Source organism: Streptomyces sp. NPDC045778, assembly GCF_056431945.1.
This window is the reverse complement of record NZ_JBWKJZ010000004.1, coordinates 265,847-280,785: the sequence shown is the minus strand read 5'-3', so window position 1 is coordinate 280,785 and position 14,939 is coordinate 265,847. Positions and strand designations below refer to the sequence as shown.

Here is a 14,939-nt window from a genome sequence, read left to right as displayed (position 1 = left end):
CATGAAGATCAAGAAGGGCGACCTGGTCCAGGTCATCACCGGTAAGGACAAGGGCAAGCAGGGCAAGGTCATTGCCGCTTACCCGCGCGAGGAGCGCGTCCTGGTCGAGGGTGTCAACCGGGTCAAGAAGCACACGAAGGCCGGCCCGACCGCCAGCGGCTCGCAGGCCGGCGGCATCGTGACCACCGAGGCCCCCGTCCACGTCTCCAACGTCCAGCTGGTCGTGGAGAAGGACGGCAACAAGGTCGTCACGCGCGTCGGTTACCGCTTCGACGACGAGGGCAACAAGATCCGCGTTGCCAAGCGGACGGGTGAGGACATCTGATGACGACCACCACCACTCCGCGTCTCAAGACGAAGTACCGCGACGAGATCAAGGCGAAGCTGCAGGAAGAGTTCTCCTACGAGAACGTCATGCAGATCCCCGGTCTCGTGAAGATCGTGGTGAACATGGGTGTCGGCGACGCCGCCCGTGACTCCAAGCTCATGGACGGTGCCGTCCGTGACCTGACCACGATCACCGGTCAGAAGCCGGCCATCACCAAGGCCCGCAAGTCCATCGCGCAGTTCAAGTTGCGCGAGGGTCAGCCGATCGGTGCCCACGTCACGCTCCGTGGCGACCGCATGTGGGAGTTCCTGGACCGCACCCTGTCGCTCGCGCTGCCGCGTATCCGCGACTTCCGTGGTCTGTCCCCCAAGCAGTTCGACGGCCGTGGCAACTACACCTTCGGTCTCACGGAGCAGGTCATGTTCCACGAGATCGACCAGGACAAGATCGACCGTGTCCGGGGTATGGACATCACCGTGGTCACCACGGCGACCAACGACGCTGAGGGCCGCGCGCTCCTTCGTCACCTCGGCTTCCCGTTCAAGGAGGCGTGAGCGAGATGGCGAAGAAGGCTCTGATCGCTAAGGCTGCTCGCAAGCCCAAGTTCGGTGTGCGCGCGTACACCCGCTGCCAGCGCTGCGGCCGTCCGCACTCCGTGTACCGCAAGTTCGGCCTGTGCCGCGTGTGCCTTCGTGAGATGGCTCACCGTGGCGAGCTGCCGGGCGTGACCAAGAGTTCCTGGTAAGCACCTACTGCCCTTTGGGCGTAGGGCTGCCCGGATCTCTCGGTAAGCAATGAGGTCGGTGGGGGCCCGGCCGCGCATGCCTTAGGCTTGTGTGGTTGGGCGCCCTGCCGCCCTCGTACGACTTACTACGCCGTAGGTCCCCGCGCCGCACCCGTCCCGCCCATGAGTGGGGAGAGGGATGGCGCAGACAGGAAACCCCGGCGAGAGAGGCCGAAGGCCAATTCATGACCATGACTGATCCGATCGCAGACATGCTTACGCGTCTGCGGAACGCGAACTCGGCATACCACGACACCGTGGCGATGCCGCACAGCAAGATCAAGTCGCACATCGCGGAGATCCTCCAGCAGGAGGGTTTCATCACGGGCTGGAAGGTCGAGGACGCCGAGGTCGGCAAGAACCTCGTTCTCGAGCTCAAGTTCGGGCCGAACCGTGAGCGCTCCATCGCGGGCATCAAGCGGATCTCGAAGCCTGGTCTGCGTGTTTACGCGAAGTCCACCAACCTGCCGAAGGTGCTCGGCGGCCTGGGCGTGGCCATCATCTCCACGTCGCACGGTCTGCTCACCGGCCAGCAGGCGGGCAAGAAGGGCGTGGGTGGGGAAGTCCTCGCCTACGTCTGGTAGCGGAAGGGAACGGAGGAAACAGCTATGTCGCGTATTGGCAAGCTCCCCATCACGGTTCCCGCCGGCGTGGACGTCACCATCGACGGCCAGACGGTCCAGGTGAAGGGTCCCAAGGGCACCCTGAACCACACCGTCGTGTCGCCGATCGAGATCGCTAAGGGTGAGGACGGCGTTCTGAACGTCACCCGCCCGAACGACGAGCGTCAGAACAAGGCCCTGCACGGCCTGTCCCGCACGCTGGTGGCGAACATGATCACCGGTGTGACCCAGGGTTACGTGAAGAAGCTCGAGATCAGCGGTGTCGGTTACCGCGTCCTGGCGAAGGGCTCCAACCTGGAGTTCTCGCTCGGCTACAGCCACCCGATCCTGGTCGAGGCGCCCGAGGGCATCTCGTTCAAGGTCGAGTCGCCGACCAAGTTCTCGGTCGAGGGCATCGACAAGCAGAAGGTCGGCGAGGTTGCGGCCAACATCCGCAAGCTGCGCAAGCCTGACCCGTACAAGGCCAAGGGCGTCAAGTACGAGGGCGAAGTCATCCGCCGCAAGGTCGGAAAGGCGGGTAAGTAAGCCATGGCATACGGTGTCAAGATTGCTAAGGGCGACGCTTACAAGCGTGCTGCCATCAAGCGTCGTCACATCCGGATCCGTAAGCACATCTCGGGTACGGCTGAGCGTCCGCGCCTGGTCGTGACGCGCTCCAACCGCCACATCGTGGCCCAGGTCATCGACGACATCCAGGGTCACACCCTGGCGTCGGCGTCGACCCTGGACGCGTCCATCCGTGGTGGCTCGGACGACAAGTCGGCGCAGGCCGGCAAGGTCGGCGCCCTGGTCGCCGAGCGTGCCAAGGCCGCCGGTGTCGAGGCTGTCGTGTTCGACCGTGGCGGTAACCGGTACGCGGGTCGCATCGCGGCCCTGGCCGACGCCGCCCGCGAGGCCGGGCTCAAGTTCTGAGCTCGCTGCGTAGCTAGCGGAAAAGAGAGAGGTAAATCCAATGGCTGGACCCCAGCGCCGCGGCAGCGGTGCCGGTGGCGGCGAGCGGCGGGACCGGAAGGGCCGTGACGGCGGCGCAGCTGCCGCCGAGAAGACCGCGTACGTTGAGCGCGTTGTCGCGATCAACCGCGTCGCCAAGGTTGTGAAGGGTGGTCGTCGCTTCAGCTTCACTGCGCTCGTCGTAGTGGGCGACGGTGACGGCACCGTGGGTGTCGGTTACGGCAAGGCCAAGGAGGTGCCGGCCGCCATCGCCAAGGGCGTTGAGGAGGCCAAGAAGCACTTCTTCAAGGTCCCGCGCATCGCCGGCACCATTCCTCACCCGATCCAGGGTGAGAAGGCCGCGGGCATCGTCCTGCTCAAGCCGGCGTCGCCGGGTACCGGTGTAATCGCCGGTGGTCCCGTGCGTGCCGTGCTCGAGTGCGCCGGTGTTCACGACATCCTGTCGAAGTCCCTGGGCTCCGACAACGCGATCAACATCGTGCACGCGACCGTGGCGGCCCTCAAGGGTCTGCAGCGTCCCGAGGAGATCGCGGCCCGCCGTGGTCTGCCGCTCGAGGACGTCGCCCCCGCGGCTCTCCTGCGTGCGCGTGCGGGAGCGGGTGCGTAATCATGGCTCAGCTCAAGATCACGCAGACGAAGTCGTACATCGGCAGCAAGCAGAACCACCGTGACACCCTGCGCTCCCTTGGTCTCAAGGGCATCAACACGCAGGTCGTCAAGGAGGACCGCCCCGAGTTCCGCGGCATGGTGCACACCGTCCGCCACCTCGTGACGGTCGAGGAGGTCGACTGATCATGGCGGAGAACAACCCGCTCAAGATCCACAACCTCCGTCCCGCCCCGGGCGCCAAGACCGCCAAGACCCGTGTGGGTCGTGGTGAGGCGTCCAAGGGTAAGACGGCCGGTCGTGGTACCAAGGGCACGAAGGCCCGCTACCAGGTTCCGGAGCGCTTCGAGGGTGGCCAGATGCCCCTCCACATGCGTCTTCCGAAGCTGAAGGGCTTCAAGAACCCGTTCAAGACCGAGTACCAGGTCGTCAACCTGGACAAGCTCACCGCCCTCTACCCCGAGGGTGGCGAGGTCACGGTGGCCGACCTGGTCGCCAAGGGCGCCGTTCGCAAGAACAGCCTTGTCAAGGTCCTCGGCCAGGGTGAGGTCTCCGTGGCGCTGCAGGTGACGGTCGACGCCGTCTCCGGCTCCGCCAAGGAGAAGATCACCGCCGCCGGCGGCACCGTCACCGAGCTCGTCTGAATTTCTCAGGCGTCTCGATGACTTGAGCGATCCCGACCGGGGATGCCCCACAAAAGGGGCATCCCCGGTTGGTCGTTCCAAGGGGGGCACGGTCGCCGGTAAGGTGGCGTGCACTGTTACTTTCCGCGCGGTCTGTCCTCGCGACCGGCCGGGCGGTTCTTGGGTTTTACCTAGACACACGTACTTATCCGTCGGACACACCACCGTCACCTCTGACGCAGTAGCGCGGGGGTCGCAGGAGGCACCGTGCTCACCGCGTTCGCCCGGGCGTTCAAGACGCCCGACCTGCGCAAGAAGCTGCTCTTCACGCTCGGCATCATCGTGATCTACCGGCTCGGGACGCACGTCCCGATCCCGGGCGTCGACTACACGAATGTCCAGAAGTGCATTGACCAGGCGAACGCCAACCAGGGCCTGTTCGGCCTGGTGAACATGTTCAGCGGTGGCGCACTGCTGCAGATCACGATCTTCGCGCTCGGCATCATGCCGTACATCACGGCGAGCATCATCCTGCAGCTGCTAACCGTGGTGATCCCGCGCCTGGAGGCCCTGAAGAAGGAGGGCCAGGCCGGCACGGCGAAGATCACGCAGTACACGCGCTATCTGACCATCGCGCTCGCGATCCTCCAGGGCACCGGCCTGGTGGCCACCGCCCGCACCGGCACCCTCTTCCAGGGCTGCTCGGTCGCCTCGGACATCGTCCCGGACCAGTCGATCTTCGTCACCATCACGATGGTCATCACCATGACCGCCGGTACGGCCGCCGTCATGTGGCTCGGTGAGCTGATCACCGACCGCGGCATCGGCAACGGCATGTCGATCCTGATGTTCATCTCGATCGCCGCGACCTTCCCGGCCGCCCTGTGGGGCATCAAGAAGTCGGGCGACCTCGCCAACGGCTGGATCGAGTTCTTCACCGTGATCGTCGTCGGCCTCTTCATGGTCGGCCTGGTGGTCTTCGTCGAGCAGGCGCAGCGCCGCATCCCGGTGCAGTACGCGAAGCGCATGATCGGCCGCAGGTCCTACGGCGGTACGTCGACGTACATCCCGCTGAAGGTCAACCAGGCGGGCATCATCCCTGTGATCTTCGCCTCGTCGCTGCTGTACATTCCGGCACTCGTCGCCCAGTTCGCGGGCGGTCAGTCCGGCTGGAAGACGTGGATCGAGCAGAACCTGACCAAGGGTGACCACCCGATTTACATCGTCACCTACTTCGTCCTGATCGTGTTCTTCGCCTTCTTCTACGTGGCGATCTCCTTCAACCCGGAGGAAGTCGCGGACAACATGAAGAAGTATGGTGGCTTCATCCCGGGCATCCGGGCTGGCCGACCGACCGCTGAGTACCTGAGCTACGTACTCAACCGGATCACCTGGCCGGGCTCGCTGTATCTGGGGCTGATCGCTCTCGTGCCAACGATGGCGTTGGTGGGTTTCCAGGCCAACCAGAACTTCCCCTTCGGTGGAACGAGCATCCTCATCATCGTGGGTGTGGGCCTGGAGACCGTGAAGCAGATCGAGAGCCAGCTCCAGCAGCGCAACTACGAAGGGTTCCTCCGCTGATGCGAATCGTCCTCGTCGGGCCGCCCGGTGCCGGCAAGGGAACGCAGGCCGCGTTCCTTGCCAAGAACCTGTCGATCCCGCACATCTCCACGGGCGACCTCTTCCGCGCCAACATCAGCCAGCAGACGGAGCTCGGCAAGCTGGCCAAGTCCTACATGGACGCCGGCAACCTCGTCCCGGACGAGGTGACCATCGGCATGGCCAAGGACCGCATGGCGCAGCCCGACGCGGAGAACGGCTTCCTGCTCGACGGCTTCCCGCGCAACGTGTCGCAGGCCGAGGCCCTGGACGAGGCCCTCAAGGCCGACGGCCAGAAGCTGGACGCGGTCCTCGACCTGGAGGTCCCCGAGGACGAGGTGGTCAAGCGCATCGCCGGCCGCCGCATCTGCCGCAACGACTCCAGCCACGTCTTCCACGTGACGTACAGCCCGCCGAAGCAGCAGGACGTCTGTGACGTCTGCGGCGGCGAGCTGTACCAGCGCGGCGACGACAAGGAAGAGACCGTGCGCAAGCGGCTCGACGTCTACCACCGCGAGACCGAGCCGATCATCGACCACTACAAGGCGCAGGGCCTGGTGGTCACGATCTCGGCCCTCGGCAAGGTGGACGAGGTCACGCAGCGCGCGATGTCCGCCCTCCAGGGCGAGCACGCCTGATACGGATGTGACTGGGCCGCGGTACCCCGGGCGGGTGCCGCGGCTCAGCTGTGGGCGGAGCGCGAGGGTCCCCGCCGCGGCCGTATCGTGGTGGTACTCCTCGAATGTCGTACGTCGTAGTCGTAGGTTCAGAAAGGCTCAGGCCCGGACATGGTGCAGATCAAGACTCCCGAGCAGATCGCCAAGATGCGTGCGGCGGGACTTGTCGTCGCCGCCATCCACCAGGCCACGCGTGCGGCGGCGGTGCCCGGCGCGACCACCAAGGACCTGGACGACGTGGCGCGCAAGGTGATCGCCGAGCACGGCGCCAAGTCGAACTTCCTCGGGTACGGCGGCTTCCCCGCGACCATCTGCACCTCGAAGAACGAGGTCGTCGTGCACGGCATCCCGAGCGACGACGTCGTCCTGGAGGACGGCGACATCATCTCCATCGACGCGGGCGCGATCGTGGACGGCTGGCACGGTGACGCCGCGTTCACGGCGTTCGTGGGCGGCGGTCACGCTCCGGAGCTGGTCGAGCTGTCCCGGGTGACCGAGGAGTCGATGTGGGCCGGCATCGCGGCCATGAAGCAGGGCAACCGGCTCGTCGACGTCTCCCGCGCCATCGAGACCTACATCCGCCGCCAGCCGCGCCCCGCGTCCGGCAAGTACGGGATCATCGAGGACTACGGCGGCCACGGCATCGGCACCGAGATGCACATGGACCCGCACCTGCTGAACTACGTGGAGCGGCGGCGCGGGCGCGGGCCCAAGCTGGTGCCCGGGTTCTGCCTCGCGATCGAGCCGATGGTCTCCCTCGGCACGGCCAAGACCGAGGTCCTGTCGGACGACTGGACGGTCATCACCACGGACGGCACCTGGTCCTCGCACTGGGAGCACTCCGTCGCGCTCACCGAGCAGGGGCCGCTGGTCCTGACGGCCCCCGACTGCGGCAGGGCGAAGCTCGCCGAGTACGGGGTCACCGCCGCGCCCGATCCGCTGGGCTGAGCCCGGCCGGGGGCAGGTGCGGTGAGGGTTGCCGCGGGACTGCTTAAGGATCTCCCGGGGCGGGCATTCTTTCTCGATTCGTCTTTCCGGGTGCACTGACGTAGACTGACGCGTCGGCTCTCGTGCATTCGCATGTCTGCGTCTCCGCGAAGAGTCGATCAAGGTAGTCGATTCGAAGGGCGAAGCGTGGCCAAGAAGCAAGGTGCCATCGAGATCGAGGGCACTGTCGTCGAGTCTCTGCCGAACGCCATGTTCAAGGTCGAGCTCCAGAACGGCCACCAGGTCCTGGCACACATCAGCGGCAAGATGCGCATGCACTACATCCGCATCCTCCCTGACGACCGGGTCGTGGTGGAGTTGTCTCCGTACGACCTGACGCGTGGCCGGATCGTCTACCGGTACAAGTAGATCTTGCCTGTATCCCGCCCCGGCGGGGTGGTGGCACTGACCCGGAGAACCTCACACCCATGAAGGTCAAGCCGAGCGTCAAGAAGATCTGCGACAAGTGCAGGGTGATCCGCCGTCACGGCCGGGTCATGATCATTTGCGACAACCCGCGCCACAAGCAGCGCCAGGGCTGACGCACGTACTGCACTCGCAGATTTTCGCGCGACGCACGTAACAGCACATACGCAGAGCCCGTCCCTCTTCAGGTCCATCAGGTAATGGAGGGCGACACCCCCGGTCGGAGGCCGGGGACCCAGTACGTACCTCATACGGCGGCTGGGAGTGGTTCTGCTGAAGACCTCCGAAGATTCACAGGAGCCATGAATGGCACGCGTTGAAGGTGTTGACCTCCCGCGCGACAAGCGCATCGAGGTCGCCCTCACCTACGTGTTCGGCATCGGCCGGACGCTGTCCCAGCAGACGCTGGACGCCACTGGTGTCGACCGCAACACCCGTGTTCGCGACCTGAGCGAGGACGACCTCGTCAAGATCCGCGAGTACGTGGACCAGAACATCAAGACCGAGGGTGACCTCCGTCGCGAGATCCAGGCCGACATCCGCCGCAAGGTCGAGATCGGCTGCTACCAGGGTCTGCGCCACCGTCGTGGTCTGCCGGTCCGCGGTCAGCGCACCAGCACCAACGCTCGCACCCGCAAGGGCCCGCGTCGCGCCATCGCCGGTAAGAAGAAGCCGGGCAAGAAGTAGTCCTCGCTCAGCGGTCTATCGACAGCTGACGCTGCAGGACCGACCACCTCCCGTAGGAGTTAAAGATGCCCCCCAAGGGTCGTCAGGGCGCTGCCAAGAAGGTGCGCCGCAAGGAAAAGAAGAACGTCGCTCACGGCCACGCGCACATCAAGAGCACGTTCAACAACACGATCGTGTCCATCACGGACCCGACCGGCAACGTGATCTCCTGGGCCTCCGCCGGCCACGTCGGCTTCAAGGGCTCGCGCAAGTCCACCCCGTTCGCCGCGCAGATGGCCGCCGAGTCGGCCGCGCGTCGCGCGCAGGAGCACGGCATGCGCAAGGTCGACGTCTTTGTGAAGGGTCCGGGCTCCGGCCGCGAGACCGCGATCCGCTCCCTCCAGGCCACGGGCCTCGAGGTCGGTTCGATCCAGGACGTCACGCCGACCCCGCACAACGGCTGCCGTCCGCCCAAGCGTCGCCGCGTCTGACGTATTTCTACGTCTGACCTGGTGCCGCTTCGCGCGGTTGCCTTGAGGATTCGGGCGGTACGTACCCCTTGGGGCTCGTACCGCCCGTACCCTTGTCATTGCAGTAGGGCGTCAAATAGCGGGCGCCCATGACTGAAGGATCGCAACATGCTGATTGCTCAGCGTCCCTCGTTGACCGAAGAGGTCGTCGACGAGTTCCGCTCCCGGTTCGTCATCGAGCCGCTGGAGCCGGGCTTCGGCTACACCCTCGGCAACTCCCTGCGCCGGACCCTCCTGTCCTCGATCCCGGGTGCGGCGGTCACGTCCATCCGCATCGACGGTGTCCTGCACGAGTTCACCACCGTGCCGGGCGTCAAGGAGGACGTCACCGACCTCATCCTGAACATCAAGCAGCTGGTCGTCTCCTCGGAGCACGACGAGCCGGTCGTGATGTACCTGCGCAAGCAGGGCCCGGGTCTGGTCACCGCCGCCGACATCGCGCCGCCGGCCGGTGTCGAGGTGCACAACCCCGACCTCGTCCTCGCCACGCTCAACGGCAAGGGCAAGCTGGAGATGGAGCTGACCGTCGAGCGCGGTCGCGGCTATGTCTCCGCCGTGCAGAACAAGCAGGTCGGCCAGGAGATCGGCCGCATCCCGGTCGACTCCATCTACTCGCCGGTCCTCAAGGTGACCTACAAGGTCGAGGCCACCCGAGTCGAGCAGCGCACCGACTTCGACAAGCTGATCGTCGACGTCGAGACCAAGCAGGCCATGCGGCCGCGCGACGCCATGGCGTCCGCCGGTAAGACGCTGGTCGAGCTGTTCGGTCTGGCCCGCGAGCTGAACATCGACGCCGAGGGCATCGACATGGGTCCGTCCCCGACGGACGCCGCGCTCGCCGCCGACCTGGCGCTGCCGATCGAGGAGCTGGAGCTGACGGTCCGCTCCTACAACTGCCTCAAGCGCGAGGGCATCCACTCCGTGGGCGAGCTGGTCGCCCGCTCCGAGGCGGACCTGCTCGACATCCGCAACTTCGGTGCGAAGTCGATCGACGAGGTCAAGATGAAGCTCAACGGGATGGGTCTGGCCCTCAAGGACAGCCCGCCCGGATTCGACCCGACCGCCGCCGCGGACGCCTTCGGCGCGGATGACGACGCGGATGCCGGGTTCGTCGAGACCGAGCAGTACTAAACGCTCGGGACCGGCGGCTTGTCTGTGGCTGCGGGACCGTTGTGGCTGGTCGCGCAGTTCCCCGCGCCCCTTTGGGGCGTGGGTCCACTGACCCCGGTACCTGATACGGCCGGGGCAGATCACTAGGAGAAACACCATGCCGAAGCCCACCAAGGGTGCCCGTCTGGGCGGCAGCGCCGCGCACGAGAAGCTGATGCTGGCGAACCTCGCCAAGGATCTCTTCGAGCACGGCCGCATCACCACGACCGAGGCGAAGGCCCGCCGCCTGCGCCCGTTCGCGGAGCGTCTGGTCACCAAGGCGAAGAAGGGTGACCTTCACAACCGCCGTCAGGTGCTCCAGGTCATCACGGACAAGAGCGTCGTCCACACGCTCTTCGCCGAGATCGGCCCGCGCTACGAGAACCGCCCGGGTGGCTACACCCGTATCACCAAGATCGGTAACCGCCGTGGCGACAACGCGCCCATGGCCGTCATCGAGCTGGTGGAGGCCCTGACCGTGGCCCAGGAGGCCACCGGTGAGGCCGAGGCGGCGACCAAGCGCGCCGTCAAGGAGGACGCCCTCAAGAAGGACGCGCCCGTCGAGGACGCGAAGCCGGTTGAGGCCGCCGAGGAGTCCAAGGACGCCTGAGGCTCTGCCTTGCTGTGAGCGGGTCCGCCCTTCGGGGCGGGCCCGCTTTCGTGTGCCTGAGAGGATTGCGGTGTGAGTGAGGAAGTGAAGCCCGGGTTCGTCCGGGTGCGCCTTGACCTGTCGTACGACGGCCGGGACTTTTCCGGGTGGGCGAAGCAGCGCGAAGGCCAGCGGACCGTCCAGGGCGAGATCGAGGACGCGCTGCGCACGGTCACGCGGTCGAGCGAGACGTACGAGCTGACCGTGGCCGGCCGTACCGACAGCGGGGTGCACGCGCGCGGCCAGGTCGCACACGTCGACCTGCCGGAGAGCGTGTGGGCCGAGCACCGCGAGAAGCTGCTGCGGCGGCTCGCCGGACGGCTGCCGCACGATGTGCGGATCTGGCGGGCCGAGGAGGCCCCGGCCGGGTTCAACGCACGGTTCTCGGCGATCTGGCGGCGGTACGCGTACCGCGTGACCGACCACCCCGGCGGTGTCGACCCGCTCCTTCGCGGCCACGTCCTGTGGCACGACTGGACGCTCGACCTGGACGCGATGAACGAGGCCGCGCGGGCGCTCATCGGCGAGCACGACTTCGCCGCGTACTGCAAGCGGCGCGAGGGCGCGACGACCATCCGCACGCTCCAGGAGCTGCGCTGGGAGCGGCGCCCCGACGGGATCCTCGAAGCGACCGTGCGGGCGGACGCCTTCTGCCACAACATGGTGCGGTCCCTGGTGGGGGCCATGCTGTTCGTGGGGGACGGCCACCGGCCGCCGGACTGGCCGGGGAAGGTGCTCGCGGCGGGCGTGCGGGACTCGGCGGTGCACGTGGTGCGGCCGCACGGGCTCACCCTGGAGGAGGTCGGCTATCCGGCGGACGAGCTGCTCGCGGCGCGCAGCGCGGAGGCGCGCAACAAGCGGTCGCTGCCGTCGGCGTCGGCGGCGGGATGTTGCTGAGCGCTGAATACAGCGTTCGTTCTACTCGGGGTTGTTGGCGGCGGCGGACGCCTGCGTCTCGCCCCGGCGGTTGATCTGGTTGAAGGCGAAGCGGGCGAGGTCGTCGCCGACCTCGTACGCCTTGCGGTCCTTCTCCGTGACGTCCTTGCCGCCCAGGAAGCCGGTCGTCGTGAAGTACGCGTAACGGCCGTACGCGTTGTACGTGCCACGGCAGACCGCCGTGCGGCAGAACGTGCCGACACCCTTGCCGGGGAGCGAGGTGACCAGGCCCTTGTCGACCTGCTTCTTGACCTTGGCGGCCTGGGCCTCGGTGTCGAAGACGGCCACGCCGACGGTGACGGCGACGCCGCCGCGGGCGTAGGTGACGCGCATCAGCTTGGTGCACTCGTTCCGGGTGAGGACGCGGCCGAGGACCGGCTGGGTGACCGAGGCGCACCGCTTGGTGTCGGCGGTGGCGCCCTTCTTGTAGACCGTGTCGCCGGAGGTCAGCTTGGTGCCGGGGAAGAGGATCGCGGCACTGAGGGGTGCCTTGTCCTTGTCGGCGCTGGAGATGTAGTCCTTCGGGTCCGGCGGGGGCGGGGGAGTGGTCGCCTCGAAGGAGGGCTCCGGGGCCGAGGAGGCGCCGGGGATGTCGGGGGACGAGGGCAGTTCGCTCGCGGACTTGTCGGACGCGGAGGCGTCGTCGCCGTTCGCGGAGACGACGGCCACGGCCACGGCCGTGGCGACGCCGACGGTGGCGAGGGCGCCGCCGCCCAGCAGGAGCCACTTGCGGCGCCGGGCGCGCTTCTCGGACGCCTCGGCCAGTGCCGCCCAGTCCGGGGTCTGCGAGCCCCCCGGACCCCACTGGGGTCCCCCTTGCCCAAAGCTCATGCGCGGCATCTTAGACGGGGCGGTGGGGATGTTGAGCCGGGGCGGGGGCGGCTTCTCGCCCTAGCCTGAGCCGCATGAACGCGGGCAAATGTGATGTTTCCGACGGTGCGGGATGGTGGCTGCGGCCTGCCGCGTGGCAGGCGTGGGCGGTGCTCGGGGTGGTCCTCGGCGCGCTCGTGCTGCGCGTCGCGTACCGGGTGCCGGACGGCGGCATGGACAACGGGATCGTGGCGCGGGCGGCCGGGGCGTGGCTCGACGGGCGCTCGCCGTACGCGGACCGGCATTTCCTGTATCTCCCGGGAGCGGTGCTCGCGGCGGTGCCGCAGGCCGTGCTGCCGCAGGGCGTGGTGCGGGTGCTGGTGCCGGTGGGGGTGGTGGGGGCCCTTGCCGGGGGCTGGGCGTGTGCGCTGCGCGTCCACGGGGTGCCGTGGCGCAGCCGCTTCGCGGTGCTCGGCCTGCTGGGGCTCGCCCTTGGCTTCGCGCCCTTCGGGCACCTGGTGGAGCTGGGGAACTGGACCGTGGCGTCGGCGGTCGCGCTGCCCCTTGCGGTCCTGTGCGTGTGCCGGGGCCGGTGGGGGCGGGCGGGGGTGGTGCTCGGCGTGGCGGTGGCCGTGAAGCCGCTCCTGGTGCCGGTGCTGCTCCTCTTCGTCTTCGCGCGGCGGTGGCGGGAGCTGGGCGTGGCCGTGGGGGTGCCGGTCGCGGTGTCCGCCGCCGCGGCGCTCCTGCTGCCGGACCCGGCGGGCTTCCTCACCCGTACGCTCCCCTTCCTCCTCCGCGGCGGCGACAGCTTCGTACGGCTCTACGAGGCGTCGCCGGCGGCCGTGCTGCCGCGGCTTGGGGTGCCGGGGGCGGCGGCGTCGCTCGTGGCGGGGGCGGGGGCCGTGGCGGGGGTGTGGTGTGCGTGGCGGCGGTGGGGGCGCGGGGACGCGGGGGCAGGGCGGGTCGTGGAGACGGCGGTGGCCCTGATGCTGGCCGCGTTCCTGGTGTCCCGGCCCTCGTACGACCACTACCTGCTGGTCGTGGTGCCGCTGCTGCTCGCGGGGGCGGGGGAGGCGGGGGCCGTGGTGCGGGGGGCCGGGTTCTGGGTGGCCCTCGTGCCGCAGGTGCCGGGGTTCACGTGGGTGGGGCTTGAGCCGGGGGCGCGGCGGGCCTTCAAGGATTGCGTCACGCTCTGTGTACTGGCCGTCGCGGTCGCGCGATGCTGTCTGCGGCCGAGGGTGGTTACTGTGGATGACGCAGGACCGCCCGAGGCGGCGGGGTCGGCGGCGCCGGTCTCCAGGGCCGCGTTTTGACCCATACGGGGCGGCGCGGGTAGTCTCGGGGACTGATACGTATTGGCTTCCTCGTTCTCACGCGAAAGGGCCCATACGTAGGTTCCCTGGAGCAGTTACCAGTGGCTCGCATACGGGCAGCGTCCCCGGCATTGTGAGCCCCAGCTGCATGATCGCTTCCTGGGTGCCGTGTGTCTGGACCCCATCCACTGAAGAAGCGAAGGCTACGAAGTGCGTACGTACAGCCCCAAGCCCGGCGACGTGACCCGTCAGTGGCACGTCATCGACGCCCAGGACATCGTCCTGGGACGTCTGGCGACCACCGCCGCCTCTCTCCTGCGCGGCAAGCACAAGCCGGTCTACGCCCCCCACATGGACATGGGCGACTTCGTCATCATCGTCAACGCCGAGAAGGTTCACCTCTCCGGCAACAAGAAGACCCAGAAGATGGCCTACCGCCACTCTGGCTACCCGGGCGGCCTCCGCTCGGTCCGCTACGACGAGCTGCTTGAGAAGAACCCCGAGAAGGCCATCGAGAAGGCCATCAAGGGCATGCTCCCCAAGAACTCGCTGGGCCGTCAGATGCTCTCGAAGCTGAAGGTCTACAAGGGTGACCAGCACCCGCACGGCGCGCAGCAGCCGCAGCCGTTCGAGATCACCCAGGTCGCGCAGTAAGTCCGGCCACCCCCTAAGCCTGAAGAGAATCTGAGGAGCATCGTGGCCGAGACCACCGCCGAGCAGCCGATCGACGAGACTGTCGACATCGAGCACTACACCACCGAGTCCGAGGCGCCCGTCGAGGGCGAGTACACCTCGGAGTCGAACGCCGCGCGCTTCGGCGACCCGCAGCCGGCCGCCGGCCTGGGCCGTCGCAAGAACGCCATCGCCCGCGTCCGGATCGTTCCGGGCACCGGCAAGTGGAAGATCAACGGTCGCACCCTTGAGGACTACTTCCCGAACAAGGTGCACCAGCAGGAAGTCAACGAGCCGTTCAAGGTTCTCGAGCTTGAGGGCCGCTACGACGTGGTCGCCCGCATCTCGGGTGGCGGCGTCTCCGGCCAGGCCGGCGCCCTGCGCCTCGGCGTGGCCCGCGCCCTGAACGAGGCCGACGTGGACAACAACCGCGGCGCCCTGAAGAAGGCCGGCTTCCTCAAGCGCGACGACCGTGCGGTCGAGCGCAAGAAGGCCGGTCTCAAGAAGGCCCGCAAGGCCCCGCAGTACAGCAAGCGCTAATCGTCGCTGCCTGCTAGTACTTCACGAACGCCCCGGCGGCACCCTGTGTGCTGCCGGGGCGTTTCGTTTA

Annotated in this window: 23 protein-coding genes; 22 read left to right on the top strand and 1 reads right to left on the bottom strand. The window is 67.5% G+C overall.

Going from position 1 to position 14,939, the window contains the following annotated elements; all coding sequences use genetic code 11:
* Position 1 precedes the first annotated feature (1 nt).
* From rplX to truA, 19 genes are all read left to right on the top strand, one after another.
* A complete protein-coding gene (rplX, locus tag AC07GB_RS07345) occupies positions 2-325 on the top strand; it encodes a 50S ribosomal protein L24 (RefSeq protein ID WP_030685463.1) in 324 nt (107 codons plus the stop codon).
* The gene (gene rplE / locus AC07GB_RS07340) at positions 325-882 is read left to right on the top strand and encodes a 50S ribosomal protein L5 (protein ID WP_398122113.1); all 558 of its coding nucleotides are present in this window, start codon (positions 325-327) and stop codon (positions 880-882) included. Before rplX ends, rplE begins: the two co-directional genes overlap by 1 nt.
* A gap of 5 nt (positions 883-887) precedes the next feature.
* Positions 888-1,073, top strand: coding sequence for a type Z 30S ribosomal protein S14 (locus AC07GB_RS07335; protein ID WP_003956452.1), 186 nt, complete (start codon positions 888-890; stop codon positions 1,071-1,073).
* Positions 1,074-1,297: 224 nt separating this feature from the next.
* Entirely contained in the window at positions 1,298-1,696 is a 399-nt protein-coding gene (rpsH, locus tag AC07GB_RS07330) for a 30S ribosomal protein S8 (protein ID WP_018528360.1), read from the top strand.
* Positions 1,697-1,720: 24 nt separating this feature from the next.
* The gene (gene rplF / locus AC07GB_RS07325) at positions 1,721-2,260 is read left to right on the top strand and encodes a 50S ribosomal protein L6 (protein ID WP_030685454.1); all 540 of its coding nucleotides are present in this window, start codon (positions 1,721-1,723) and stop codon (positions 2,258-2,260) included.
* A gap of 3 nt (positions 2,261-2,263) precedes the next feature.
* A complete protein-coding gene (gene rplR / locus AC07GB_RS07320) occupies positions 2,264-2,647 on the top strand; it encodes a 50S ribosomal protein L18 (protein ID WP_138961318.1) in 384 nt (127 codons plus the stop codon).
* A gap of 40 nt (positions 2,648-2,687) precedes the next feature.
* Positions 2,688-3,293 carry a 30S ribosomal protein S5 gene (gene rpsE, locus AC07GB_RS07315; RefSeq protein WP_030685449.1) on the top strand — a complete coding sequence of 202 codons (606 nt, stop codon included), beginning with the start codon at positions 2,688-2,690 and terminating at the stop codon, positions 3,291-3,293.
* Between the two features lie 2 nt (positions 3,294-3,295).
* Complete coding sequence (gene rpmD, locus AC07GB_RS07310) at positions 3,296-3,478, top strand: 50S ribosomal protein L30 (protein WP_005481207.1); 183 nt, start codon at positions 3,296-3,298, stop codon at positions 3,476-3,478.
* Positions 3,479-3,480: 2 nt separating this feature from the next.
* The gene (gene rplO / locus AC07GB_RS07305; protein WP_366789144.1) at positions 3,481-3,936 is read left to right on the top strand and encodes a 50S ribosomal protein L15; all 456 of its coding nucleotides are present in this window, start codon (positions 3,481-3,483) and stop codon (positions 3,934-3,936) included.
* Between the two features lie 246 nt (positions 3,937-4,182).
* A complete protein-coding gene (gene secY, locus AC07GB_RS07300; RefSeq protein ID WP_478842484.1) occupies positions 4,183-5,496 on the top strand; it encodes a preprotein translocase subunit SecY in 1,314 nt (437 codons plus the stop codon).
* Complete coding sequence (locus AC07GB_RS07295; RefSeq protein ID WP_478842482.1) at positions 5,496-6,152, top strand: adenylate kinase; 657 nt, start codon at positions 5,496-5,498, stop codon at positions 6,150-6,152. Before secY ends, AC07GB_RS07295 begins: the two co-directional genes overlap by 1 nt.
* 150 nt (positions 6,153-6,302) lie before the next feature.
* Entirely contained in the window at positions 6,303-7,139 is an 837-nt protein-coding gene (gene map, locus AC07GB_RS07290) for a type I methionyl aminopeptidase (RefSeq protein WP_478842480.1), read from the top strand.
* A 186-nt stretch (positions 7,140-7,325) separates the two neighbouring features.
* A complete protein-coding gene (infA, locus tag AC07GB_RS07285; RefSeq protein ID WP_003948620.1) occupies positions 7,326-7,547 on the top strand; it encodes a translation initiation factor IF-1 in 222 nt (73 codons plus the stop codon).
* 59 nt (positions 7,548-7,606) lie between these two features.
* Positions 7,607-7,720 (top strand): 50S ribosomal protein L36, encoded by a 114-nt coding sequence (gene rpmJ, locus AC07GB_RS07280; protein WP_003948619.1) that lies wholly within the window; start codon positions 7,607-7,609, stop codon positions 7,718-7,720.
* 190 nt (positions 7,721-7,910) lie between these two features.
* The gene (rpsM, locus tag AC07GB_RS07275; RefSeq protein ID WP_478842478.1) at positions 7,911-8,291 is read left to right on the top strand and encodes a 30S ribosomal protein S13; all 381 of its coding nucleotides are present in this window, start codon (positions 7,911-7,913) and stop codon (positions 8,289-8,291) included.
* Between the two features lie 65 nt (positions 8,292-8,356).
* A complete protein-coding gene (rpsK, locus tag AC07GB_RS07270) occupies positions 8,357-8,761 on the top strand; it encodes a 30S ribosomal protein S11 (RefSeq protein WP_003948617.1) in 405 nt (134 codons plus the stop codon).
* A gap of 147 nt (positions 8,762-8,908) precedes the next feature.
* Positions 8,909-9,931 (top strand): DNA-directed RNA polymerase subunit alpha, encoded by a 1,023-nt coding sequence (locus AC07GB_RS07265; RefSeq protein ID WP_016645160.1) that lies wholly within the window; start codon positions 8,909-8,911, stop codon positions 9,929-9,931.
* Between the two features lie 136 nt (positions 9,932-10,067).
* A complete protein-coding gene (gene rplQ / locus AC07GB_RS07260) occupies positions 10,068-10,559 on the top strand; it encodes a 50S ribosomal protein L17 (RefSeq protein ID WP_478842476.1) in 492 nt (163 codons plus the stop codon).
* 72 nt (positions 10,560-10,631) lie between these two features.
* Entirely contained in the window at positions 10,632-11,495 is an 864-nt protein-coding gene (gene truA / locus AC07GB_RS07255; RefSeq protein WP_478842474.1) for a tRNA pseudouridine(38-40) synthase TruA, read from the top strand.
* A gap of 21 nt (positions 11,496-11,516) precedes the next feature.
* Here truA and AC07GB_RS07250 read toward each other — a convergent pair whose 3' ends face one another.
* Positions 11,517-12,365, bottom strand: coding sequence for a hypothetical protein (locus AC07GB_RS07250; RefSeq protein ID WP_478842472.1), 849 nt, complete (start codon positions 12,363-12,365; stop codon positions 11,517-11,519).
* A gap of 74 nt (positions 12,366-12,439) precedes the next feature.
* On the opposite strand from AC07GB_RS07250, the gene AC07GB_RS07245 reads away from it, so the two are divergent.
* The 3 genes from AC07GB_RS07245 to rpsI all read left to right on the top strand — a co-directional run bounded on the left by AC07GB_RS07245 (position 12,440) and on the right by rpsI (position 14,869).
* Positions 12,440-13,657 carry a glycosyltransferase 87 family protein gene (locus tag AC07GB_RS07245; RefSeq protein ID WP_478842470.1) on the top strand — a complete coding sequence of 406 codons (1,218 nt, stop codon included), beginning with the start codon at positions 12,440-12,442 and terminating at the stop codon, positions 13,655-13,657.
* A 210-nt stretch (positions 13,658-13,867) separates the two neighbouring features.
* On the top strand, positions 13,868-14,311 hold the full coding sequence (gene rplM, locus AC07GB_RS07240; RefSeq protein WP_478842468.1) for a 50S ribosomal protein L13: 444 nt from the start codon (positions 13,868-13,870) through the stop codon (positions 14,309-14,311).
* A 42-nt stretch (positions 14,312-14,353) separates the two neighbouring features.
* Positions 14,354-14,869, top strand: a complete 516-nt coding sequence (gene rpsI, locus AC07GB_RS07235; protein WP_399610223.1) for a 30S ribosomal protein S9 — start codon at positions 14,354-14,356, stop codon at positions 14,867-14,869.
* The last annotated feature ends 70 nt before the right edge of the window (positions 14,870-14,939 follow it).

What these genes read in the sequence shown, in the direction of transcription:
- rplX (WP_030685463.1), top strand. Translation starts at nt 2, where the DNA reads ATGAAGATCAAGAAGGGCGACCTGGTCCAGGTCATCACCGGTAAGGAC.
- rplE (WP_398122113.1), top strand. Translation starts at nt 325, where the DNA reads ATGACGACCACCACCACTCCGCGTCTCAAGACGAAGTACCGCGACGAG.
- AC07GB_RS07335 (WP_003956452.1), top strand. Translation starts at nt 888, where the DNA reads ATGGCGAAGAAGGCTCTGATCGCTAAGGCTGCTCGCAAGCCCAAGTTC.
- rpsH (WP_018528360.1), top strand. Translation starts at nt 1,298, where the DNA reads ATGACCATGACTGATCCGATCGCAGACATGCTTACGCGTCTGCGGAAC.
- rplF (WP_030685454.1), top strand. Translation starts at nt 1,721, where the DNA reads ATGTCGCGTATTGGCAAGCTCCCCATCACGGTTCCCGCCGGCGTGGAC.
- rplR (WP_138961318.1), top strand. Translation starts at nt 2,264, where the DNA reads ATGGCATACGGTGTCAAGATTGCTAAGGGCGACGCTTACAAGCGTGCT.
- rpsE (WP_030685449.1), top strand. Translation starts at nt 2,688, where the DNA reads ATGGCTGGACCCCAGCGCCGCGGCAGCGGTGCCGGTGGCGGCGAGCGG.
- rpmD (WP_005481207.1), top strand. Translation starts at nt 3,296, where the DNA reads ATGGCTCAGCTCAAGATCACGCAGACGAAGTCGTACATCGGCAGCAAG.
- rplO (WP_366789144.1), top strand. Translation starts at nt 3,481, where the DNA reads ATGGCGGAGAACAACCCGCTCAAGATCCACAACCTCCGTCCCGCCCCG.
- AC07GB_RS07295 (WP_478842482.1), top strand. Translation starts at nt 5,496, where the DNA reads ATGCGAATCGTCCTCGTCGGGCCGCCCGGTGCCGGCAAGGGAACGCAG.
- map (WP_478842480.1), top strand. Translation starts at nt 6,303, where the DNA reads ATGGTGCAGATCAAGACTCCCGAGCAGATCGCCAAGATGCGTGCGGCG.
- rpmJ (WP_003948619.1), top strand. Translation starts at nt 7,607, where the DNA reads ATGAAGGTCAAGCCGAGCGTCAAGAAGATCTGCGACAAGTGCAGGGTG.
- rpsM (WP_478842478.1), top strand. Translation starts at nt 7,911, where the DNA reads ATGGCACGCGTTGAAGGTGTTGACCTCCCGCGCGACAAGCGCATCGAG.
- rpsK (WP_003948617.1), top strand. Translation starts at nt 8,357, where the DNA reads ATGCCCCCCAAGGGTCGTCAGGGCGCTGCCAAGAAGGTGCGCCGCAAG.
- AC07GB_RS07265 (WP_016645160.1), top strand. Translation starts at nt 8,909, where the DNA reads ATGCTGATTGCTCAGCGTCCCTCGTTGACCGAAGAGGTCGTCGACGAG.
- rplQ (WP_478842476.1), top strand. Translation starts at nt 10,068, where the DNA reads ATGCCGAAGCCCACCAAGGGTGCCCGTCTGGGCGGCAGCGCCGCGCAC.
- AC07GB_RS07250 (WP_478842472.1), bottom strand. Translation starts at nt 12,365, where the DNA reads ATGAGCTTTGGGCAAGGGGGACCCCAGTGGGGTCCGGGGGGCTCGCAG.
- AC07GB_RS07245 (WP_478842470.1), top strand. Translation starts at nt 12,440, where the DNA reads ATGAACGCGGGCAAATGTGATGTTTCCGACGGTGCGGGATGGTGGCTG.